This is a genomic window from Curtobacterium sp. MMLR14_010, from assembly GCF_001865015.1.
Taxonomy (GTDB): Bacteria; Actinomycetota; Actinomycetes; order Actinomycetales; family Microbacteriaceae; genus Curtobacterium.
Genome location: NZ_MJGV01000046.1, coordinates 89,112 through 111,581 on the forward strand (window position 1 = coordinate 89,112; position 22,470 = coordinate 111,581).

Consider the following 22,470-nt stretch of genomic DNA (forward strand, 5'->3'; position numbering starts at 1 on the left):
ACCACGCACCCGCCTCGTCCCACGTCATCAGGAAGCACCATGCAGACCGCAGAGATCCGCCGCCGTTGGCTCCAGTACTTCGGTGACCGCGGCCACACCGTCGTCCCGTCCGCCTCGCTCGTCTCGGACGACCCCTCGCTGCTCTTCACGGTCGCCGGCATGGTCCCGTTCATCCCGTACCTGACCGGGCTCGTCCCGTCGCCGTACCCCCGCGCCACGAGCGTCCAGAAGTGCATCCGCACGAACGACATCGAAGAGGTCGGCAAGACCCCGCGGCACGGCACGTTCTTCCAGATGAACGGCAACTTCTCCTTCGGTGACTACTTCAAGGAGCAGGCGATCCAGTACGCCTGGGAGTTCCTGACCTCCCCGGAGCCCGACGGCGGGCTCGGCTTCTCGGCCGACGACCTCTGGGTCACGGTGTACGAGGACGACGACGAGGCCATCGCCTTCTGGAAGCAGCACTCCACGCTGCCCGACGAGCGCATCCAGCGGCTCGGCAAGGACACCAACTACTGGTCGACCGGGCAGCCCGGTCCGGCTGGCCCCTGCTCGGAGATCTTCTTCGACCGCGGCCCCGCGTACGGCATCGACGGCGGCCCCGCCACCGACGACGACCGCTACGTCGAGATCTGGAACCTCGTGTTCATGCAGTACCAGATCGCGGACGTGCGCTCGAAGTACGACTTCGAGATCACCGGCGAGCTGCCGAACAAGAACATCGACACCGGCATGGGGCTCGAGCGCGTCGCCTTCATCAAGCAGGGCGTCGACAACATGTACGAGATCGACCAGGTCCGCCCGGTCCTCGACAAGGCCGCAGAGGTCTCCGGTCGCCGCTACGGCGCCGTGCACGAGGACGATGTCCGCATGCGCGTCATCGCCGACCACGTCCGGTCCGCGCTGATGCTCATCGCCGACGGCGTCTCCCCGTCGAACGAGGGCCGCGGCTACATCCTCCGACGCCTGCTGCGCCGCACCGTCCGCGCCATGCGCCTGCTCGGGGTCGAGGCCGCGACGTTCCCGTCGCTCTTCCCGGCCTCCCGCGACGCCATGAAGGACGCCTACCCCGAGGTCGCGTCCGACTACGACCGCATCGCGCGCATCGCCTACGCGGAAGAGGAGACCTTCCTCCGCACGCTCGCGCAGGGCACGACGATCCTCGACGTCGCGGTCGACCGCGCCAAGCAGGACGGCCGCCCCTCGATCGGCGGCGACACCGCGTTCCTGCTGCACGACACGTTCGGGTTCCCGATCGACCTGACGCTCGAGATGGCAGAAGAGGCGGGCGTCCACGTCGACCGCACCGCCTTCGACACGCTCATGTCGGAGCAGCGGTCGCGGGCCAAGGCCGACGCCAAGAGCAAGAAGACGGCGCTGGCCGACCTCAGCGTGTACAGCGCCTTCCGCGCCGCCGGCGAGACCACCTTCCTCGGCTACGACGCACTCCAGGCCGAGTCCCGCGTGCTCGGCATCATCGTGGGCGGCGTCAGCGTCGACCGTGCCGTCGTCGGGGACATCGCCGAGGTCGTCCTCAGCGAGACCAGCCTGTACGCCGAGTCCGGCGGCCAGGACGCCGACCAGGGCTCCATCATCGGCAACGGCTTCGACCTCGAGGTCCTCGACGTCCAGAAGCCCGTCACCGGGCTGTGGTCGCACACGGTGCAGGTCCGCTCCGGCGAGGTCGCGGTCGGCGCCCCCGCCACGACGGTCGTCGACGCCGAGTACCGCCGCGGTGCCACGCAGGCGCACTCGGCCACGCACCTCGTCAACGCCGCGCTGCGCGACGTCCTCGGCCCCGAGGCCCTGCAGGCCGGTTCGTACAACAAGTCCGGCTACATGCGCCTGGACTTCTCGTGGAGCCAGCCCGTCTCCCTCGAGACCCGCTCCGAGATCGAGGAGGTCGTCAACACGGCGATCCGCTCCGACCTCGAGGTCTCCACGCGCATCCTGCCGATCGACGACGCGAAGGCCCTCGGCGCCCAGGCGCTGTTCGGCGAGAAGTACGGTGCCGAGGTCCGCATGGTCGACATCGGTGGCCCGTGGTCCCGCGAGCTCTGCGGTGGCATCCACGTGGCCTCCAGCGCGCAGGTCGGCCTCGTCAACCTGGTCGGCGAGTCCAGCGTCGGGTCGACCAACCGTCGCGTCGAGGCCCTCGTCGGGCTCGAGGGCTTCCGGGAGCTCGCGGTCGAGCGCACGATCGTCTCCCAGCTGTCCAGCGCGCTGAAGGCCCCCCGCGGTGACCTGCCGGCCCGCGTGCAGTCCCTGATGGAGGACCTCCGCGTCGCGCAGAAGCGCATCGCGGAGTTCGAGTCCGCCGGGCTGCAGCAGCGCGTGCCCGCGATCGCCCGCCTGGCGACCACCATCGGCGCCGCCACCGTCGTCGCCGAGACCGTCGACGGGCTGAAGTCCGCCGACGAGCTCCGCTCGCTCGCCACGAGCGTGCGCGCCCAGCTCGGCACCGAGGCGGCCGTGGTCGTCCTCGGCGCGGTGGTGAACGGCAAGCCCGCGGTGATCGTGGCCACGAACGACGCCGCACGCAGCGCCGGTGTCCAGGCCGGTCCCCTCGCGAAGGAGGCCGCGGCCGTCCTCGGTGGTGGCGGCGGCGGCAAGCCGGACCTCGCCCAGGGCGGCGGTACCGACGTGGCAGCCCTGCCGGCGGCGCTGCGCGCGGTGACCGACCGGCTCGCGGCCTGACCGTGGCGATCCGGTCCGGGCGCCGACTCGGCATCGACGTCGGTCGCGCCCGGATCGGTGTCGCCGTGTGCGACCGCGACGGGCTCATCGCCACCCCCGTCGAGACCGTCCGACGCGACGACAAGCACGACCTGCGGCGCATCCTCGCGATCGCGGACGAGTACGACGTGCTCGAGATCGTGGTCGGCCTGCCGCTGTCGATGTCGGGCGGCGACACCCCGTCGACGACCGACGCCCGGACGTTCGCGGCCCGGATCGCCGAGCACCGCCCGGTCCGTCTGGTCGACGAACGCCTGTCGACCGTAACGGCCCAGCGAGGCATGCGCGCGGCCGGTCGGACCACGAAGAACTCCCGGGCCGTGATCGACCAAGCGGCCGCTGTTATCATTCTGCAACACGCGCTCGACCACGAGCGCTCGTCCGGCGCCCCTCCTGGGGCCACGCTCCCCGAGTAGGGCTGCCCCCGTCGTCATCGAAGCGGCGGAGCCCCGCGGAGTTCCCACCGAGAGATCGAGGACCGTTGGCAGACGACCTGGACTGGAACGCGATCATCGCGCCCGGCAACGACGCCGATCGACAGGGCCACCGCCCTCGCCGAGACGGCGCGTCAGATGACCGTACCGACAGCCCCGGTGGCGCGGATCCGTCCGCCGGTCGCCCGCTCTCCCGCCGGGAGGCCCGGGCCAGGGAAGCAGCGGCGGCTCGCGACGCGCAGACGGGCGGCTCGGCACCCCAGCAGCAGGCGCCGCAGCAGCAGGTACCCGAGCAGCCGGTACCGCAGCAGCCCGCAGCGCCGACGGCGCCCGACGACGACCTGGCGGCTGTGACCGCCCCGACCGCAGCACCCGTCCGGGACGTCGGTGACACCGACGGCGGGACCGGCAGCGGTGACGGAGCCGCGGGAGGCGGCGGAGGCGACGGCCGTGGCGGCGGCGGGGGAGCCTCCCGTCCGCCCCGTGGTCCCCACGAGCCGCACCGTCGCTCGCGGGGTGCGCTCATCGCGGGCATCCTCATCGTGGCGGTCGTCGTCGCCGCCGGTGTCGGCGCGTACGCGTTCGCGGCACCGAAGGTGCAGCAGGTCGTCGCGGCGTTCAGCGGGTCGAAGGAGCCGGACGACTACTCCGGCGACGGCACCTCGAAGGTGACCATCACGATCAAGCAGGGCGACATCGGCGAGGACGTCGCGAAGACGCTGCAGCGCAGCGGCGTCGTGAAGACGTCCGGGGTGTTCTACAAGCTCCTGCTCGCGAGCCCGAGCGTGCAGTTCCAGCCGGGGTCCTACGCGTTGAAGAAGAAGATGAGCTCGAAGGCGGCGCTGTCGGCGTTGCAGGACCGGGCGAACCGGGTGGAGGACGCCTCGATCGTCATCCCCGAGGGCACGGTCCTGGCGGACATCGAGGCCGGCATGGTGTCGAAGGCCGGCCTGACCAAGGCCGAGGTGACGGCCGCGGCGAAGGACGTGTCCGCGTACGGGCTGCCCTCCGGCGTGACCTCGCTCGAGGGCTGGCTGTTCCCGGCGACCTACCCGATCAACCCGGGCTGGACGGCGAAGCAGTACTTCCAGGCGATGGTCGACACGATGAAGCGGCACCTGGAGTCCGCCGGTGTCGCCGAGGCGGACCAGGAGAAGGTCCTCGTCTTCGCGTCGCTCGTGCAGAAGGAGGCCGGACTCGCGGCCGACTACCCGAAGGTCGCGCGGGTGTTCCAGAACCGGCTCGACCAGGGCATGCGGTTGCAGTCCGACGCCACGGTGGCGTACGGCACCGGCAACACGCACCGGGTCACGACGACCGATGCCGAGCGGAACGACGCCTCGAACGCGTACAACACGTACCAGCACGACGGGCTGCCGCCCGGGCCGATCTCGAACCCGGGTGACATCGCGCTGCAGGCCGTCACGCACCCGGCCGAGGGCAAGTGGCTCTACTTCGTGACGGTCGACCTCGAGTCGGGCGAGACGGCCTTCTCGGACACGTACGACCAGCACCTGCAGGCCGTCAAGCAGTTCCAGGCCTGGCTCCGCGCGCACCCCTCGTACCAGTAGCCGCACGGGACCGGGACGATCGCGTCCCGGTCCCGGCGGCTGTGGGAGGATGGGGCCATGCTTCGTTGGTTGACCGCTGGTGAGTCCCACGGACCCGAACTGATCGCGATGCTCGAGGGCCTGCCCGCTGGTGTCCCCGTGTCGTTCGAGTCCATCCGCACCGACCTCGCGCGGCGCAAGCTCGGCTACGGCCGCGGCTCCCGCATGAAGTTCGAGCAGGACGAGCTCCACGTCTCCGGCGGCGTCCGGCACGGGTACTCGATGGGCAGCCCCATCGCGATCCGCATCGGCAACACCGAGTGGCCGAAGTGGGTCGAGGTCATGAACCCCGAGCCCGTCGAGCAGACCGAGGCCTCGCGGGGGCGCAGCGCTCCGCTGACCCGCCCGCGGCCCGGGCACGCGGACCTCGTCGGGATGCAGAAGTACGGCTTCGACGAGGCCCGGCCGATCCTCGAGCGTGCCTCCGCCCGCGAGACCGCCGCCCGCGTCGCACTCGGTGCCGTGGCCAAGTCCTTCCTCGCCGAGCTCGGGATGCGCAGTGTCGCGCACACGCTGCAGGTCGGCAGCGTCCGCGTGCCCGACGGCTCGGCGCTGCCCGAGCCCGACGACGTCGACCGGCTCGACGACGACCAGCTCCGGTGCTTCGACGCCGACACCTCGGCCCGCATGGTGACCGAGGTCGAGGCCGCCAAGAAGGACGGCGACACCCTCGGCGGCGTCGTCGAGGTGCTGTTCTACGGCGTCCCGCCGGGGCTCGGCTCGCACGTGCAGTGGGACCGTCGCCTCGACGCCCGACTCGCCGCGGCGATCATGGGCATCCAGGCGATCAAGGGCGTCGAGGTCGGTGACGGCTTCCAGACCGCCGGCCGCCGCGGGTCCGAGGCCCACGACGAGCTGTACCGCGAGGACGGCGAGATCATCCGCACGAGCGACCGCGCCGGTGGCACCGAGGGCGGCATGTCCACGGGCACCGTGCTCCGCGTCCGTGCCGGCATGAAGCCGATCGCGACGATCCCGCACGCGCTCCACACAATCGACGTCACCACCGGTGAGGACGCCTCGGCGCACCACCAGCGGTCGGACGTCTGCGCGGTCCCGGCCGCCGGCGTCGTGGCCGAGGCCATGGTCGCGCTCGTGCTCGCCGACGCCGTGCTCGAGAAGTTCGGCGGGGACAACGTCGTCGAGACCAAGCGCAACCTGGAGTCGTACCTCGCGTCGATCCCGGAGACCCTGCGTTCCCGCCGCACCGAGCCGGCTGAGCCCTCCAGCACCTGGTGAGCGCCGGACCGGAGGCCGCTGACCACGACGGGCGCAGCACCGCGCCCGTCGTGGTGATCGGCCCGATGGGGGCCGGCAAGTCCACCGTCGGCAAGCGCGTCGCGAAGCGACTCGGCGTGCCCTTCACGGACACCGACCGGGTGATCGCGCGCGAGCACGGTCCGATCCCCACGATCTTCGCCGACCGGGGCGAGCCCGCGTTCCGGGCGCTCGAGGCCGACGCGGTCACCAGTGCGATGCGGACCGGCGGCGTCATCGCCGTCGGCGGCGGTGCCGTCACCCACGCGGACACCCGCCGGGCGATGGACGGCGCGCGCGTGGTGCTGCTGACCGTCTCGCCCGAGGCCGTCGCCGAGCGCATCGCCGGGTCCGACCGCCCGCTGCTGGCGTCCGGCGGCATCGACGCCTGGCAGACCATCCTCGACGACCGTGCGGCCACCTACGCCGAGCTCGCGCACGTGGTCGTCGACACCTCTCGTCGCCCCATGGCCCACGTCGTCGACGACGTCGTCGCCTGGCTGCGGAGCGACCACACCGAAGGAGCACCGTGACCGAGACGACCCTGCCAGCAGGCACCACCGAGATCCGCGTCGGCGGTGCGGACGGCTACGTCGTGGCGGTCGGCACCGGCCTGCTCGGGTCGCTGCCCGCGCTCCTCGGCCCCCGGGTCGCCAAGGTCCTGATCGTGCACGCCCCCACGCTCGGCGCCCGCGCCGAGGAACTCCGTGCCGGACTCGTCGAGGCCGGTTTCGAGGCCCTGATCGCCGAGGTGCCCGATGCCGAGGCCGCCAAGCGGGTCGAGGTCGCCGCGTTCTGCTGGCAGATCCTCGGGCAGTCCGACTTCACCAGGACCGACGCCGTGGTCGGTCTCGGCGGGGGAGCCGTCACCGACCTCGCCGGGTTCGTCGCGGCGACGTGGCTGCGCGGCGTGCCGTACTTCTCCGTCCCGACGAGCGTGCTCGGCATGGTCGACGCGAGCGTCGGCGGCAAGACCGGCATCAACACCAACGAGGGCAAGAACCTCGTCGGGACGTTCTCGGCGCCCAAGGCGGTCGTGGTCGACCTCGACCTGGTGCACACCCTGCCGCGCAACGACGTGCTGACCGGGTTCGCCGAGATCGTCAAGGCCGGGTTCATCGCCGTGCCCGAGATCCTCGACATCGTCGAAGCCGACGTCGACCGCGCCACCGACCCGTCCACGCCGGAGTTCCGCCGGGTCGTCGAACTCGCGATCGAGCTCAAGGCACAGGTGGTCTCCGAGGACTTCACCGAGCAGGGGCGCCGCGAGATCCTGAACTACGGGCACACGCTCGGGCACGCGATCGAGCACGCCGAGCGCTACCAGTGGCGGCACGGCGCGGCGGTGTCGGTCGGCATGGTCTTCGCGGCGGAGCTCGCACGGCTCACGGGGCACCTCGACGACGCGACCGTCGACCGGCACCGGTCGATCCTCGAGTCGCTGTCGTTGCCGACGAGCTACCCGCTCGGCCGGTGGCAGTCGCTCCTGGCCACCATGCGTCGCGACAAGAAGGCCCGAGCCGGCATGCTCCGGTTCATCGTGCTCGACGGCGTCGGCAAGCCCGTCACCCTCGAGGGGCCGGAGGACCACCTGCTCTTCACCGCCTACCAGGAGGTCGGCGTCTAGCCAGCCGCTACCGCAGCACCTGGAGGGTCCGCCGCCACCACCACTTCACGTGCATCGAGACAGTGATGACGTTGGTGCGTCGGAACTCTGCCCACTCTTCCGGGGTGGCGCCGTTCTCGAACGCTCGACGTTCGAGCGCGTCGGTGGGGACGACGAGCGGCTTGCGCTTCAGCATGGATGTGCTCCTTGGTTCGAGGTCTCTGCATCGTCGGTCGCGAGACGGTCCAGCAGTGACGCTGCGAGCGCGCGATCGTCCCGCGGTGCCCACCGTAGGTCTTTCATGCTGGTGAGGACATGTTCCGAAATGTCGTGTTCCGGTGCGTGCTCGCCGCTCACGGTCCACACGATCCGGTTCCACGCGTGGCTCCGGTCATTCGAGCGTCGTGCCTGCGTCGCGGCGAGCCAGGCCATCAGCGCAGCGAAGACGGCGGCGGCTGCGGCGATGACGGCGGCGATGAGTGCTGTCTCCATGGGACGACCGTGCCTGACCTCATGCGGCCACGGGACCGGGGCGGGCCGACCTGTGGAGGGCGCCCCCGAGCCTCCCGGCTGTGGAGGAGTCAGCCGGGGGCGCCCAGCCCGGGGGAGCATGCTGAACACGTGCCCACACCACCCCGTCTGAGCGACTTCGGCGCCCGGCCGGACGCCGACGCGGGAACGCTCCGCTCCCGCGCGCGCCGCTTCGCCGAACTGCTGTCCATCGCCCGCCGACACGGCCTCGTGCCGTTCCGGCGCCTCGACTTCTCGCGCGACCCGGAGACCTCGGAGAAGCGTCGTGACCAGGCCGAGCACCTGCGCCGTGCTCTGGAAGAGGCAGGTGGCGGCTTCGTGAAGATGGGGCAGCTGCTCTCGACCCGCGACGACCTGCTGCCGGACGAGTGGACCGAGGGACTCGCGTCCCTGCAGCGGGACGTCACCCCGGCGGACCCGCAGGCCGTGACCGAGCTGCTCACCGCGGACCTCGGCGCCCCGGTCTCCGAGGTGTTCCAGTCGTTCGACCCGAGGCCCGTCGCTGCGGCGTCCATCGCGCAGGTGCACCGAGCACGGCTGCACGACGGCACCGCGGTCGCCGTGAAGGTCCAGCGACCCGGCATCGACGCGGCCGTGCGGCAGGACGTCGACATCGCGTTGCGCGTGGTGCGCTTCCTCGCGCGGACCTCGGCCGAGGCCCGGCAGGTGGGCGTCATCGACGTCGCGACGCAGTACGGCGACGACCTGATCCGCCAGGTCGACTTCTCCTCCGAGCTCCGCAACCTCGAGGCGCTCCGTGCTGCCCAGGCCAGGAGCGCCCGGCCGGACGAGGTCCGCTTCCCGACCCCGTACCCGGAGCTCTCTGGGCGGCGGGTGCTGGTGATGGAGTTCCTCGAGGGGGACACGCTCAGCGCGATCCGCGCCTCCCGAGCCGACCGCGACCTCGACGAGCCGATGCGGGCGATCCTCCGGTCGTTCCTGCGGCAGGTCGTCTTCGACGGGATCTACCACGGCGACCTGCACCCGGGGAACGTCCTGCTGCTGCCCGACGGTCGCCCCGCCCTCATCGACTTCGGGTCGGTCGGCCGCCTCGACCCGACGTTGCGCGACACCGTGCAGGAGCTCGTCGCCGCGTACATCCAGGACGACACCTCGCGGATCGCAGACGCCGTGCTGCGGATGGCGCCGGTCCGTCGTGCCCAGGACGAGGCCGACTTCCGCCGGGACATCGCCCGCTTCGTGGCCGACGAGCTCGGCCCGGGGGCGCGCATCGGCGTCGAGACCGTCGACGACGCGGTCGAGGTCTTCGGCCGCTACCGGCTGAAGCCGCCGCCGGACTTCGTCGCAGCCGCCCGGGCACTGGCGATCTTCGAGGGGACCCTGCGCACGCTGCTGCCCTCGTTCGACCTGCTCGACGAGTCCCGCAACCTGGCCCGCGAGCAGATCCGTGACCAGCTCCGCCCGAGCGTCCTGCGGGACGTCGCCGCACGTGAGCTCTTCGGCCTGTTCTCCACCGTCCGACGCCTGCCGCGGCGGATCGACCGCATCAGCGAGGCGATCGAGGGCAACAAGCTGTCGGTGAACATCCGCCTGCTCGCCGACCAGCGCGACCGGAGGACCGTCTCCGGCATGATCCGTCGGATCCTGTTGGTGCTGCTCGGTGCCGGGGCCGGTGTGCTGGCGATCGTCTACCTGGCGGCGCCGGCGCGGCCCACCGCGGTGCTGAGCACCGGCGTGGCCGGTGGGCTCCTCGGCGGGACGGCCGTGGTGCTGCTCGTCTGGGCGGCGATCGACGCCTGGCTCGCACGACGGCGCGAGTGAGGCCGTCGGCCCGCACGTCGACGCGCGTGACCGGGCGCGACGGCCCGCGCGAGGCCGTCGGCTACACTCGTCCGGGGCCCCAGCGCCCGCAGGCCTTCACTCCTCAACACGAACGGGACATCGACTCTCATGGCCAGTACCACTGACATCAAGAACGGCGCCGTTCTCATCATCGACGGGCAGCTCTGGTCGGTCGTCGAGTTCCAGCACGTCAAGCCCGGCAAGGGTGGTGCGTTCGTCCGCACCAAGCTGAAGAACGTCGTCTCCGGCAAGGTCGTCGACCGCACCTTCAACGCGGGCGCGAAGATCGAGACCGCGACGGTCGACCGCCGCGACTACCAGTTCCTCTACGAGGACGGCGACTCCTACGTGTTCATGGACACCGACACCTACGACCAGGTCCCGGTCCCCGCAACCGTCGTCGGCGACGCCAAGAACTTCCTCCTCGAGTCCGCGATGGTCACCCTCGCGATGAACGAGGGCAACCCGCTCTACATCGAGCTCCCGACCTCGATCGTCACCGAGATCGAGACCGAGCCCGGCCTGCAGGGTGACCGTTCGTCCGGTGGCACCAAGCCCGCGACGATCAAGGCGACCGGATACCAGATCCAGGTCCCGCTGTACCTCGAGACCGACACCAAGGTGAAGATCGACACGCGTGACGGCAACTTCCTCGGCCGCGTCAACTAAGGCCGCCGGATGAGTGCTCGTTCGAAGGCCCGCAAGCGCGCCCTCGACATGCTGTACGTGGCCGAGGTGCGGGAGCTCCCGATCGCCGACGTCCTCGCCACGGAGACCGTCCGCCACCTCGACAACCCCGAGCGGGCGTCGAGCTGGGACTACGCACGCCAGGTGGTCACCGGGGTCGACGAGGCCCGTCGCGAGATCGACGACGTCATCATCGACCACGCCCAGGGCTGGTCGATCGCCCGGATGCCGGTCCTCGACCGCTGCATCCTCCGCATGGGTGTCTGGGAGATCCGCTTCAACCCCGAGGTGCCCGACGCCGTCGCCATCTCGGAGGCCGTCGAGCTCGCCCAGTCGCTGTCCACGGACGACTCCGCCGGCTTCGTGAACGGCGTCCTCGGCGCCGTCGCCGGGACCCGTGCACCGTCCGGTCGGACGGTCGCCGGAGACCAGGAGTCCCGCTAGGGTTGACCACGTCCGCATCCTTTAAATGCCGTCCTGAGAGGCGGGGAAGGAGGTCGGCGTGGGTACCCGCACGGTCCTGCAGCAGTCCGACATCACGCGTGCTCTGACACGCATCGCGCACGAGATCCTCGAGGCCAACCACGGCGCCTCGGACCTGGTGCTCCTCGGCATCCCGACCCGGGGAGCCGTCCTGGCCGACCGGCTCGGCGAGGTCCTCGCCGGCATCGAGCCCGACTGGGCCGACGGGCAGCAGCGCGTCGGCACGCTCGACGTCACGCTCCACCGCGACGACCTCGGCCACGGCATCGGCCGGGCCCCGCACCGCACGGTGATCCCGGCGAGCGGCATCGACGGCAAGGTCGTCGTGCTCGTCGACGACGTCCTGTACTCCGGCCGCACGGTCCGGGCAGCGCTCGACGCCCTGCAGAACATCGGCCGGCCGCGTGCGGTCCGGCTCGCCGTCCTGGTCGACCGGGGCCACCGCGAGCTGCCCATCCGCGCGGACCACGTCGGCAAGAACCTGCCGACCGCGTCCGACGAGCGGGTCACGCTCCGCCTGACCGAGACGGACGGCGTCGACGAGGTCGTCATCGAACAGCCGGACCGGGGGGCCGACGCATGAGGCACCTGCTCTCCACCGCCGACCTCTCCCGCACGGACGCCCTCGAGATCCTCGACGTCGCCGAGGAGATGGCCGAGGTCAACACGCGCGAGGTCAAGCGCCTGCCCGCCCTCCGCGGCAAGACCGTCGTGAACCTCTTCTTCGAGGACTCCACGCGCACCCGGATCTCCTTCGAGGCCGCCGCCAAGCGCCTCTCCGCCGACGTCATCAACTTCGCGGCGAAGGGCTCCAGCGTCTCGAAGGGCGAGTCCCTCAAGGACACCGTCCAGACCCTCGGCGCGATGGGCATCGACGGGATCGTGATGCGCCACGGGGCCTCCGGCGCCCCGCGGGTCCTGGCCGACGCCGACTGGATCGACGTCCCCGTGGTGAACGCGGGCGACGGCACCCACGAGCACCCGACCCAGGCGCTCCTCGACGCCTTCACGATGCGCCGGCGGCTCCACGGCAGCGCGTCCCGCGGCCAGGGGCTCGACGGCGTCCGGGTCCTCATCGTCGGTGACGTCCTGCACAGCCGCGTCGCCAGGAGCAACGCCTGGCTGCTCCGCACGCTCGGCGCGAGCGTCACCTTCGCCGCGCCGCCGACGCTGCTCCCCGCGACTGAGCGCCCGTTCGGCGCCGCGGTGCACCACGACCTCGACACCGCCCTCGCCGAGGACCCCGACGTCGTGATGACGCTCCGCATCCAGCAGGAGCGCATGAACGACGCCTTCTTCCCGAACCCCCGCGAGTACACCCGGCACTGGGGCCTCACCGCCGCCCGCTTCGCGCGGCTGTCGGAGCGCACGCTCGTGATGCACCCCGGTCCGATGAACCGCGGACTGGAGATCGCCGGCGTGGCCGCCGACTCGCCCGCCTCGACCATCGTCGAACAGGTCGAGCACGGCGTCTCCGTCCGCATGGCCGTCCTGTACCTGGCCCTGACGGGCGCAGGCACCCCGTCCGGCACCGACCAGAAGGAGTCCGTCGCATGACCGCTCACCTCATCCGCGGCGCCCAGCTGGTCGACGGGTCGCGGGCCGACATCAGACTGGAGGCCGGGCGCATCACCGCGGTCGGGTCCGGTCTCGACGCGGCCGGTGCCACCACCGTGGACGCGGACGGCCTGATCGCCCTGCCCGGTCTCGTGGACCTGCACACGCACCTCCGCGAGCCCGGTCACGAGGAGTCCGAGACGGTCCTGTCCGGCTCGCGGGCCGCGGCCGCCGGCGGCTTCACCGCCGTCAACGCGATGGCGAACTCCAGCCCGGTCGCGGACACCGCTGGCGTGGTCGAGCAGGTCCAGGCCCTCGGCGACGACGCCGGCTACGTCACGGTGCGCCCGATCGGCGCCGTGTCCCAGGGCCTGCAGGGCACGCACCTGTCCGAGATCGGCGCCATGGCGACCTCCCGCGCGAAGGTCCGCGTCTTCTCCGACGACGGCTCGTGCGTGGCCGACCCGTTGCTGATGCGTCGTGCGCTGGAGTACATCAAGGGCTTCGGCGGGGTCCTGGCGCAGCACGCGCAGGAGCCCCGCCTGACCATCGGCGCGCAGATGAACGAGGGCCGCCTGTCCTCGGAACTCGGGCTCGCCGGGTGGCCGGCCGTCGCGGAAGAGGCGATCATCGCCCGCGACGTCCTGCTCGCCGACCACGTCGGAGCGCGGCTGCACGTCTGCCACGTCTCGACCGCCGGCAGCGTCGAGGTGATCCGCTGGGCAAAGTCCCGCGGGATCGACGTCACCGCCGAGGTCACGCCGCACCACCTGGTGTTGACCGAGGACCTCATCGCCGGGGTCGACGGCGCCCCCGGCTACGACGCCCGCTACAAGGTGAACCCGCCGCTGCGCTCCCGCGAGGACGTCGACGCCCTGCGCGCCGCCCTGGCCGACGGCACCATCGACATCGTCGCCACCGACCACGCCCCGCACACCGCCGAGGCGAAGTGCTGCGAGTGGCCGGCCGCCGCGAACGGCATGGTCGGGCTCGAGTCCGCGCTGAGCGTGGTGCACGCGGCCGTGGTCGAGGACGGCCGCCTGGACTGGTCGGACGTCGCCCGCGTGCTCTCGAGCGCCCCGGCGCGCATCGGGCAGGTCGAGGGCCACGGGCACGCGATCGCCGAGGGTGCCCCGGCCGAGGTCACCCTGTACGACCCGAGCGCGGTCCGCGACTTCGCCGTCACCGACCTGGCGGGGCAGTCGCAGAACTCGCCGTACCTCGGCATGCGCCTGCCCGGACGGGTCGTCGCGACCTTCCACCACGGCACCCCGACGCTCCTCGACGGCGTGCTCGTCGACGCCGAGACGGTGGCCGCGGCAGCGCGGGCCACGCGGACGGCGGCCACCGCATGAGCGGCGACGCCGCGCGGTGGCTCCTCGGCGGGCTGATCCTGCTCGCGGTGGCCGCGTTGTTCGTGGCAATGGTGCGCACCTGGCGGACGCGGGTCAGGAAGCAGACCGACGCCGTGCCTCCCGTCGGTGTGCCGACCGACCTGTCACCGGCGGCCGGGTCCTGGGACGGCTTCACCGTCGCGACGACCCGCGCCGACCAGCCGCTGGAGCGCATCACGGCGGGCGGACTCGGCTTCCGGGGCCGCGGCGGCGTGACGGTCCACCAGGCCGGCGTCGTCCTGCACCTGGCGGGGGAGGCCGACCGCTGGATCGCCGCCGACCTGGTCCGCGGCGCCGACCGGGCGACCGCGGCGATCGACCGCGTGGTCGAGCCAGGGGGGCTGGTCCGTCTGCGATGGACGGCGACCGGCGCCGCTGGTGCGACGGACCTCGACACCTACTTCCGGTTCCCGGAGGGCGACGCAGCCCCGCTGCACGCACTCCAGGAGCTGGCGACGAAGCACAACCACCCGCAGACCGCGGGCGAAGGGACGAACTCATGACACGCGAACGGGCCGTGCTGGTCCTCGAGGACGGCACCCGACACGACGGATGGGCGTACGGCGCCCGCGGACGCAGCCTCGGTGAGGTGGTCTTCGCGACCGGGATGACCGGCTACCAGGAGACGCTCACCGACCCGTCCTACGCCGGGCAGATCGTGGTGCAGACCGCGCCGCACATCGGCAACACCGGCGTCAACGACGAGGACCCCGAGTCCCGTCGCATCTGGGTCGCCGGCTACGTCGTCCGCGACCCCAGCCGCGTGGTGTCGAACCACCGCGCCACGGCGTCGCTCGACGACCACCTGGAGCGCGACGGCATCGTCGGCATCTCCGGGGTCGACACCCGCGCACTGACCCGTCGCATCCGGGACGCCGGCGCGATGAAGGGCGGCGTCTTCAGCGGCCCCGACGCCGCGCTCTCGCCCGACGAGCAGCTGACGCTCGTGCGCGAGCAGGCCGACATGGCCGGGCAGAGCCTCTCCGCTGCGGTGTCGACCGACGCCGAGTACGTCGTCGACGCGGTCGGCGAGCAGATCGGCACGCTGGCCGTGCTCGACCTCGGCGTGAAGACGTCGACCACCCGCTACCTCGCCCAGCGCGGCTTCGAGGTGCACGTGCTGCCGCAGGACGTCACCGTCGAGCGGCTCCGCGAGCTCGACCCCGACGCGCTGTTCTACTCGAACGGGCCCGGCGACCCGGCGGCCTCCGACGCGCAGGTCACCCTGCTGCAGGAGAGCCTGCGGGACGGCCGCCCGTTCTTCGGGATCTGCTTCGGCAACCAGCTGCTCGGCCGTGCACTCGGCTTCGGCACGTACAAGCTGCCGTTCGGGCACCGCGGCATCAACCAGCCCGTGCTCGACACCACGACGGGCAAGGTCGAGATCACGAGCCAGAACCACGGCTTCGCGGTCGACGCCCCCGTCGGTCAGGTGCTCGAGTCCCCGGTCGGCTTCGGCCGGGTCGAGGTCTCGCACTACTCGCTCAACGACAACGTGGTCGAGGGCCTCCGCGCCCTCGACATCCCCGCGTTCAGCGTGCAGTACCACCCGGAGGCCGCCGCCGGACCGCACGACAGCATGTACCTGTTCGACCGGTTCCGCGACATGGTCGTGGCCCGTCGTGCCGGCGAGCCGCTCGACGCGGCGACCGCCGACGCCACGACGCCTGCCGCCGACATCACGAAGGAGGGCAACTGATGCCCAAGCGCCCCGACATCAGCTCCGTCCTGGTCATCGGCTCCGGCCCGATCGTCATCGGACAGGCCGCCGAGTTCGACTACTCCGGCACCCAGGCCTGCCGCGTGCTCCGCGCCGAGGGCATCCGCGTGATCCTCGTCAACCCGAACCCGGCGACGATCATGACGGACCCGGACTTCGCCGACGCGACGTACATCGAGCCGATCACGAACGCGTCGCTCGAGGAGATCATCCGCATCGAGCAGCCGGACGCCGTCCTGCCGACGCTCGGCGGCCAGACCGCCCTGAACGCGGCGATCGCCCTCGACGAGGCCGGGATCCTCGAGAAGCACGGCGTCGAGCTCATCGGCGCCAAGGTCGACGCGATCCAGCGCGGTGAGGACCGCCAGCTCTTCAAGGAGCTCGTCCTCGAGTCCGGCGCGGACGTGGCCCGCAGCCACATCGCCCACACCCTGGACGAGGCCAAGGAGTTCGCGAAGGACCTCGGCTACCCGCTCGTCGTCCGCCCGTCGTTCACCATGGGCGGCCTCGGCTCCGGCTTCGCCTACAACGAGGCCGAGCTCATCCGCTTCGTCGGGGACGGCCTGCAGTCGAGCCCCACGACAGAGGTCCTGCTCGAGGAGTCCATCCTCGGGTGGAAGGAGTACGAGCTCGAGCTCATGCGGGACAACGCCGACAACACGGTCGTCGTCTGCTCGATCGAGAACGTCGACCCGGTCGGCGTGCACACCGGCGACTCGATCACCGTCGCCCCCGCGCTGACGCTGACCGACCGCGAGTACCAGAACCTCCGCGACATCGGCATCGACATCATCCGCCGCGTCGGGGTCGACACCGGTGGGTGCAACATCCAGTTCGCCATCGACCCGGCGAACGGCCGCGTGATCGTCATCGAGATGAACCCGCGCGTGTCCCGGTCGAGCGCGCTGGCCTCGAAGGCGACGGGCTTCCCGATCGCGAAGATCGCCGCGAAGCTCGCCATCGGGTACCGCCTCGACGAGATCCAGAACGACATCACGCGGGTCACCCCGGCGAGCTTCGAGCCGACGCTCGACTACGTCGTCGTGAAGACCCCGCGCTTCGCGTTCGAGAAGTTCCCGGCCGCCGACGCGACGCTCACCACGACGATGAAGAGCGTCGGCGAGGCGATGGCCATCGGCCGGAACTTCGCCACGGCCATGCAGAAGTCGCTGCGCTCGCTCGAGAAGCGGGGGTCGAGCTTCCACTGGGACACCCCGGCCGCCGAGCTCGACAAGGACGCGCTGCTGGCGAAGTCCGCGATCCCGACCGACGGTCGCATCGTCACGGTGCAGCAGGCGCTCGTCGCCGGCGCCACCGCGGCCGAGGTCTTCGACGCCACGAAGATCGACCCGTGGTTCCTCGACCAGATCGTGCTCATCAACGAGGTCGCCGAGGAGATCCGCGCCGCCGACTCCCTCGACGCCGACACGATCCGCTGGGCCAAGGAGCACGGCTTCAGCGACATCCAGATCGCCTCGCTGCGCAGCACGTCCGACCAGCAGGTCACCGAGCAGCAGGTCCGCGACACGCGGCACGAACTGGGCATCCGCCCGGTCTTCAAGACCGTCGACACCTGCGCCGGCGAGTTCCCGGCCCTGACGCCGTACCACTACTCGTCCTACGACGTCGAGACCGAGGTCGCGCCGAGCGACCGCAAGAAGGTCGTCATCCTCGGCTCCGGCCCGAACCGCATCGGCCAGGGCGTCGAGTTCGACTACTCCTGCGTGCACGCGTCCTTCGCGCTGAGCGACGCCGGGTTCGAGACGATCATGATCAACTGCAACCCGGAGACGGTGTCGACGGACTACGACACCTCGGACCGCCTGTACTTCGAGCCGCTGACCACCGAGGACGTCCTCGAGGTCATCGAGGCCGAAGCCGCCTCCGGTGAGCTCGTCGGCGTCGTCGTGCAGCTCGGCGGGCAGACGGCCCTCGGGCTCGCAAAGCCCCTCGAGGCCGCGGGCATCCCGATCCTGGGCACCACCCCGACCGCGATCGACTCCGCCGAGGAGCGCGGGCAGTTCTCCGCGATCCTCGACAAGGCCGGCCTGCTCGCGCCGCGCAACGGCACCGCGCACGACCTGGCGAGCGCCACCGGGATCGCCGAGGAGATCGGCTACCCGGTGCTCGTCCGCCCGTCCTACGTGCTCGGCGGCCGCGGGATGGAGATCGTCTACGACTCCACCGCGATGGCCGACTACTTCGGTCGGATGGCCGACCAGGCGATCATCGGCCCGGACCTGCCGCTCCTGGTGGACCGGTTCCTCGACGACGCGGTGGAGATCGACGTCGACGCCCTGTTCGACGGCGAGCGGCTCTACATCGGCGGCATCATGGAGCACATCGAAGAGGCGGGGATCCACTCCGGCGACTCGTCCTGCACGCTCCCGCCGGTCGGCCTCGGCCGCGGCGAGATCCAGGCCGTCGTCGACGCCACCGAGAAGATCGCGCGGGGCGTCGGCGTGCGCGGCATGCTCAACGTGCAGTTCGCCATCGCCGCGGGCGTGCTCTACGTCCTCGAGGCCAACCCGCGCGCCAGCCGCACCGTCCCGTTCGTCTCGAAGGCGCTCGGCATCGCCCTGGCGAAGGCCGCCGCCCGGATCATGACGGGCACGTCGATCGCCGGCCTCGTCGAGGAGGGGCTCCTGCCCGCCCGTGACGGCGCGTTCGTCCCGGCGCAGGCACCGGTCGCCGTGAAGGAGGCCGTGCTGCCCTTCCGTCGCTTCCGCACCGCCGAGGGCCAGGTCGTCGACTCGGTCCTCAGCCCGGAGATGCGCTCCACCGGTGAGGTCATGGGCATCGACCGCGACTTCCCGCGGGCGTTCCTCAAGAGCCAGGAGGCCGCGTACGGCGGGCTGCCCACCAGCGGCACCGTGTTCGTGAGCGTCGCGGACACCGACAAGCGGGCGATCGTCCTGCCGGTGCACCGCCTGCAGCAGCTCGGCTTCACGATCACCGCGACCGAGGGCACCGCCGAGGTGCTCCGCCGCAACGGGATCATGGTCGACGTGGTCGGCAAGTACAGCCAGGGCGGCGAGAGCGTCGTCGACCTGCTCGCCCGCAACGAGGTCGACATCGTGATCAACACGCCGTCGGGTGCCTCCGGTCGCGCCGACGGCTACGAGATCCGCGCGGCCACGGTCGCCGCGGACAAGCCGCTGTTCACGACGATCGCCCAGCTCGGTGCCGCCGTCGCGGCCATCGAGACGATCGGCACGCCGCACAGCGTGCGCAGCCTGCAGGACTACGCGCTCGAGCGGGCGGGCTGGTGACGGACCGCCTCGACACCGCAGACCGGTCAGGAGGCTCGGAGCCGTTCGGCGTCCGGCTCGCGGCCGCCATCGGGTCGCGGTCCGCACTGTGCGTCGGGATCGACCCCCACGCCGCCACCCTGGCGGCGTGGGGGCTCGGCCGGGACGAAGCGGGACTGACCGCGTTCGGCCGCGTCCTGGTGGACGCGGCCGCCGGTCGCGCCGCCGTCGTGAAGCCGCAGGTCGCGTTCTTCGAGGCCGCGGGGGTCGCTGGCTACCGCGCACTCGACGCGACGATCCGTCGGGCACGTGATGCGGGCCTCCTGGTCGTCGCCGACGTCAAGCGCGGCGACATCGGGTCGACGGGGGACGACTACGCCACCGCGTGGATCGACGCCGCCGGCCCGTTCGCGGCCGACGCGATGACGGTGTCGCCGTACCTCGGGTACGGCTCCCTGCGCGGGACGGTCGACCTCGCCCGTCGGAACGGCGCCGGTGTGTTCGTGCTGGCGGCGACGAGCAACCCCGAGGCGCGCGTGCTGCAGACCGCGGTGCTCGCCGAGGGACCGCGTGCCGGGCGGAGCGTCGCTGCCGGTATCGTTCTCGACGTGGCAGACGACAACCCGGCCGTGGACGACCAGGCCATCGGCGACGTCGGGCTGGTGCTCGGCGCGACCCTCGACCTGACGGACTTCGGCATCGGTGCCGACGAGATCGGGAACGCGCCCGTGCTCGCCCCCGGGTTCGGTGCGCAGGGCGCCCGGATCGAGGATCTCCGCGCGCTGTACGGCTCGCGCGCCGAGCAGGTGCTCGTGAGCGAGTCCCGCGGGCTCCTGACCGACGGCCCGGACGGCGTCGCGGCGCTCGTGGCCGACCGTGCCGAGCGGATCCAGGCGGCCCTGGCATGAGCGACGACGGCCTGACCGACGACCCGGGCTCCCTGCCCGCACACCGCACGCCGCCCGAGGTGGACCGCGCCGCTGCTGCCCGCGCCGCCGTCGCCGCCCGCCGTGCCCGCGCCGCGGTGAAGGCCGCCGTCGCCACGGGGGACCGGTCGGCGCTCGACGTCGCCCGCGCCGCCTGGAGCGACGCCGAGGCACCGGCCGAGAAGTCCCTCCGCGTCCGTGACCTCCTGACCAGCCTGAACGGCATCGGACCGGCCCGCGCCGAGACGATCATGGGTTCGCTGCGGATCGCGCCGTCGAAGCGCCTCGGCGGCCTCGGCACCCGGCAGCGGTCGGCGCTCTCCGACTGGCTCGCCGCGCGCGGGCGGAAGCGTGGCGTGTCGAAGCTCGTCGTGCTCGCCGGCCCCACCGCCGTCGGCAAGGGGACCGTCAGCGCGTACATCCGCGAGCAGTACCCCGAGGTCAACCTCAGCGTCTCCGCGACCACCAGGAAGCCGCGGCCCGGCGAGGTCGACGGTGTGCACTACTACTTCGTGGACGACGCCGAGTTCGACCGGATGATCCGCGAGCGTGAACTGCTCGAGTGGGCCACCGTGCACAACTCCTACCGGTACGGCACCCCGCGCCCGCCCATCGACCGCGCGCTCGACGCCGGTGACAAGGTGATGCTCGAGATCGACCTGCAGGGCGCCCGCCAGGTCCGCGACGCCATGCCCGAGGCGGTCCTGGTGTTCCTGCTGCCGCCGACGTGGGACGAACTGGTCCGCCGGCTCATCGGCCGCGGCACCGAGTCGTCCGAGGAACAGGCCCGCCGACTCGAGACGGCGAAGGTCGAACTGGCCGCGCAGGACGAGTTCGACGTGCGGATCGTGAACTCGGATGTCGGCACGGCGGCACGTGAGGTCGTAGACTTGTTCACTGCGCCCTAGCCGGGAGCGCACCGTCCCGCTCGGGACGGGACATCGTGCCCGTCGGGCACGACACCACGTGGACTGGAGACACCATGGCCAACCCCCAGGGCATCATCGACCCGCCCATCGACGACCTGCTGTCCAAGGTGGAGTCGAAGTACGCGCTCGTCATCTTCGCCTCGAAGCGCGCCCGCCAGATCAACGACTACTACGCCGACCTGCACGAGGGCTCGCTCTTCGACAACGTCGGTCCGCTCGTCGACTCCACGATCGACGACAAGCCGCTGTCGGTGGCCCTCCACGAGATCAACGAGGACAAGCTCACCGTCACCAAGCAGCAGCCGCAGCCCACCGTCTGAGCCCGGTGACGTCCAGCACGCTGCGCCTCTTCACGTCCGAGTCGGTGACCGAGGGGCACCCCGACAAGATCTGTGACCAGATCTCGGACACGATCCTCGACGCCCTGCTCACGGTCGACCCGCACGCGCGGGTCGCCGTCGAGACGATGGTGACGACCGGTCTCGTGCACGTCGCCGGCGAGGTCACCACGTCGGGCTACGTCGAGATCCCCAAGCTCGTCCGTGACGTCATCACGGGCATCGGGTACAACTCGTCCGAGGTCTCCTTCGACGGCGCCACGTGCGGCGTCGAGGTCTCGATCGGTGCGCAGTCGCCCGACATCGCGCAGGGCGTCGACGAGTCGCTGGACTCCCGCTCCGGTGCCGGCGTCGACCCGCTGGACCGCCAGGGAGCCGGTGACCAGGGCATCATGTTCGGCTTCGCGACGAACGAGACGCCCGAGTACATGCCCGTCGCCATCTGGCTCGCGCACCGCCTCGCCGAGCGCCTGGCCGCCGTCCGGAAGTCCGGGGAGCTCACCTTCCTGCGACCCGACGGCAAGACCCAGGTCACGGTCGGGTACGACGGCGTCGTGCCGAAGAGCGTCGAGACCGTCGTCGTGTCGACGCAGCACTCGCCGAGCGTCACGCTCGACGAGCTGACCGCCGCGATCACGGAGCACGTCATCCGCCCGGTCCTCGACCAGGTGGAGCTCGACTCCGCCCACGTCGAGGTCATCGTGAACCCGACCGGCCGGTTCGAGATCGGCGGGCCCCAGGGCGACGCCGGGCTCACCGGCCGCAAGATCATCGTCGACACCTACGGCGGGGCCTCCCGGCACGGTGGTGGCGCGTTCAGCGGCAAGGACCCGTCCAAGGTCGACCGCTCGGCCGCGTACGCGCTGCGCTGGGTCGCGAAGAACGCCGTCGCTGCGGGGCTCGCCGACCGGCTCGAGGTCCAGGTCGCGTACGCGATCGGCCGCGCCAAGCCCGTCGGGCTCTACGTCGAGACCTTCGGCACGGGGCACGTGGACGACGCGGTCATCGAGGCCGCGATCCGGCAGGTGTTCGACCTGCGTCCGGCCGCGATCATCCGCGACCTCGACCTGCTCAAGCCGCGGTACGCGCAGACGGCGACCTACGGCCACTTCGGCCGTGAGCTCCCCGGATTCACCTGGGAGCAGCTCGACCGCGTCGACGCCCTCCGCCAGGCCGCAGGACTCGTCGCCGCCACCGTCTGAGTGACC

General features: G+C 71.6%; 21 protein-coding genes. 19 read left to right on the forward strand and 2 right to left on the reverse strand.

Annotated elements, in window-relative coordinates:
• Positions 1-39: 39 nt before the first annotated feature.
• From alaS to aroB, 6 genes are all read left to right on the forward strand, one after another.
• Positions 40-2,697, forward strand: coding sequence for an alanine--tRNA ligase (gene alaS, locus BIU98_RS08970; RefSeq protein WP_071275058.1), 2,658 nt, complete (start codon positions 40-42; stop codon positions 2,695-2,697).
• A gap of 8 nt (positions 2,698-2,705) precedes the next feature.
• A complete protein-coding gene (gene ruvX, locus BIU98_RS08975; protein WP_071276366.1) occupies positions 2,706-3,152 on the forward strand; it encodes a Holliday junction resolvase RuvX in 447 nt (148 codons plus the stop codon).
• A 65-nt stretch (positions 3,153-3,217) separates the two neighbouring features.
• The gene (gene mltG, locus BIU98_RS18505; protein ID WP_083393126.1) at positions 3,218-4,741 is read left to right on the forward strand and encodes an endolytic transglycosylase MltG; all 1,524 of its coding nucleotides are present in this window, start codon (positions 3,218-3,220) and stop codon (positions 4,739-4,741) included.
• 57 nt (positions 4,742-4,798) lie between these two features.
• Positions 4,799-6,019: a chorismate synthase gene (gene aroC, locus BIU98_RS08985; RefSeq protein ID WP_071275061.1), complete on the forward strand. Its 1,221-nt coding sequence runs from the start codon at positions 4,799-4,801 to the stop codon at positions 6,017-6,019.
• Entirely contained in the window at positions 6,016-6,570 is a 555-nt protein-coding gene (locus tag BIU98_RS08990) for a shikimate kinase (RefSeq protein ID WP_302847964.1), read from the forward strand. Before aroC ends, BIU98_RS08990 begins: the two co-directional genes overlap by 4 nt.
• Entirely contained in the window at positions 6,567-7,664 is a 1,098-nt protein-coding gene (gene aroB, locus BIU98_RS08995) for a 3-dehydroquinate synthase (RefSeq protein ID WP_175481327.1), read from the forward strand. Before BIU98_RS08990 ends, aroB begins: the two co-directional genes overlap by 4 nt.
• Before the next feature lie 7 nt (positions 7,665-7,671).
• Here aroB and BIU98_RS19410 read toward each other — a convergent pair whose 3' ends face one another.
• Positions 7,672-7,839 (reverse strand): hypothetical protein, encoded by a 168-nt coding sequence (locus BIU98_RS19410; RefSeq protein WP_175481328.1) that lies wholly within the window; start codon positions 7,837-7,839, stop codon positions 7,672-7,674.
• The gene (locus BIU98_RS19415) at positions 7,833-8,135 is read right to left on the reverse strand and encodes a hypothetical protein (RefSeq protein ID WP_071275064.1); all 303 of its coding nucleotides are present in this window, start codon (positions 8,133-8,135) and stop codon (positions 7,833-7,835) included. Before BIU98_RS19415 ends, BIU98_RS19410 begins: the two co-directional genes overlap by 7 nt.
• Positions 8,136-8,264: 129 nt before the next feature.
• On the opposite strand from BIU98_RS19415, the gene BIU98_RS09005 reads away from it, so the two are divergent.
• The 13 genes from BIU98_RS09005 (at position 8,265) to metK (ending at position 22,464) form a co-directional block, all read left to right on the forward strand.
• Positions 8,265-9,956 (forward strand): AarF/ABC1/UbiB kinase family protein, encoded by a 1,692-nt coding sequence (locus BIU98_RS09005; protein WP_071275067.1) that lies wholly within the window; start codon positions 8,265-8,267, stop codon positions 9,954-9,956.
• Between the two features lie 129 nt (positions 9,957-10,085).
• Positions 10,086-10,646, forward strand: a complete 561-nt coding sequence (gene efp / locus BIU98_RS09010; protein WP_071275071.1) for an elongation factor P — start codon at positions 10,086-10,088, stop codon at positions 10,644-10,646.
• Between the two features lie 9 nt (positions 10,647-10,655).
• Entirely contained in the window at positions 10,656-11,108 is a 453-nt protein-coding gene (nusB, locus tag BIU98_RS09015) for a transcription antitermination factor NusB (RefSeq protein WP_071275074.1), read from the forward strand.
• Positions 11,109-11,166: 58 nt separating this feature from the next.
• Positions 11,167-11,730 carry a bifunctional pyr operon transcriptional regulator/uracil phosphoribosyltransferase PyrR gene (pyrR, locus tag BIU98_RS09020; RefSeq protein WP_071275077.1) on the forward strand — a complete coding sequence of 188 codons (564 nt, stop codon included), beginning with the start codon at positions 11,167-11,169 and terminating at the stop codon, positions 11,728-11,730.
• On the forward strand, positions 11,727-12,704 hold the full coding sequence (locus BIU98_RS09025) for an aspartate carbamoyltransferase catalytic subunit (RefSeq protein WP_071275080.1): 978 nt from the start codon (positions 11,727-11,729) through the stop codon (positions 12,702-12,704). The genes pyrR and BIU98_RS09025 overlap by 4 nt, the downstream gene beginning before the upstream one ends.
• Positions 12,701-14,059 (forward strand): dihydroorotase, encoded by a 1,359-nt coding sequence (locus tag BIU98_RS09030; protein ID WP_071275083.1) that lies wholly within the window; start codon positions 12,701-12,703, stop codon positions 14,057-14,059. Before BIU98_RS09025 ends, BIU98_RS09030 begins: the two co-directional genes overlap by 4 nt.
• Positions 14,056-14,601: a hypothetical protein gene (locus BIU98_RS09035; protein ID WP_071275086.1), complete on the forward strand. Its 546-nt coding sequence runs from the start codon at positions 14,056-14,058 to the stop codon at positions 14,599-14,601. The genes BIU98_RS09030 and BIU98_RS09035 overlap by 4 nt, the downstream gene beginning before the upstream one ends.
• The gene (gene carA, locus BIU98_RS09040) at positions 14,598-15,797 is read left to right on the forward strand and encodes a glutamine-hydrolyzing carbamoyl-phosphate synthase small subunit (protein ID WP_071275089.1); all 1,200 of its coding nucleotides are present in this window, start codon (positions 14,598-14,600) and stop codon (positions 15,795-15,797) included. The genes BIU98_RS09035 and carA overlap by 4 nt, the downstream gene beginning before the upstream one ends.
• Positions 15,797-19,090, forward strand: coding sequence for a carbamoyl-phosphate synthase large subunit (carB, locus tag BIU98_RS09045; protein WP_071275092.1), 3,294 nt, complete (start codon positions 15,797-15,799; stop codon positions 19,088-19,090). Before carA ends, carB begins: the two co-directional genes overlap by 1 nt.
• On the forward strand, positions 19,087-19,977 hold the full coding sequence (pyrF, locus tag BIU98_RS09050; RefSeq protein ID WP_083393128.1) for an orotidine-5'-phosphate decarboxylase: 891 nt from the start codon (positions 19,087-19,089) through the stop codon (positions 19,975-19,977). The genes carB and pyrF overlap by 4 nt, the downstream gene beginning before the upstream one ends.
• Positions 19,974-20,903: a guanylate kinase gene (gmk, locus tag BIU98_RS09055; RefSeq protein ID WP_071275095.1), complete on the forward strand. Its 930-nt coding sequence runs from the start codon at positions 19,974-19,976 to the stop codon at positions 20,901-20,903. The genes pyrF and gmk overlap by 4 nt, the downstream gene beginning before the upstream one ends.
• Before the next feature lie 74 nt (positions 20,904-20,977).
• Complete coding sequence (rpoZ, locus tag BIU98_RS09060) at positions 20,978-21,244, forward strand: DNA-directed RNA polymerase subunit omega (RefSeq protein WP_056124209.1); 267 nt, start codon at positions 20,978-20,980, stop codon at positions 21,242-21,244.
• Between the two features lie 5 nt (positions 21,245-21,249).
• On the forward strand, positions 21,250-22,464 hold the full coding sequence (gene metK / locus BIU98_RS09065) for a methionine adenosyltransferase (RefSeq protein ID WP_071275098.1): 1,215 nt from the start codon (positions 21,250-21,252) through the stop codon (positions 22,462-22,464).
• Positions 22,465-22,470 lie beyond the last annotated feature (6 nt).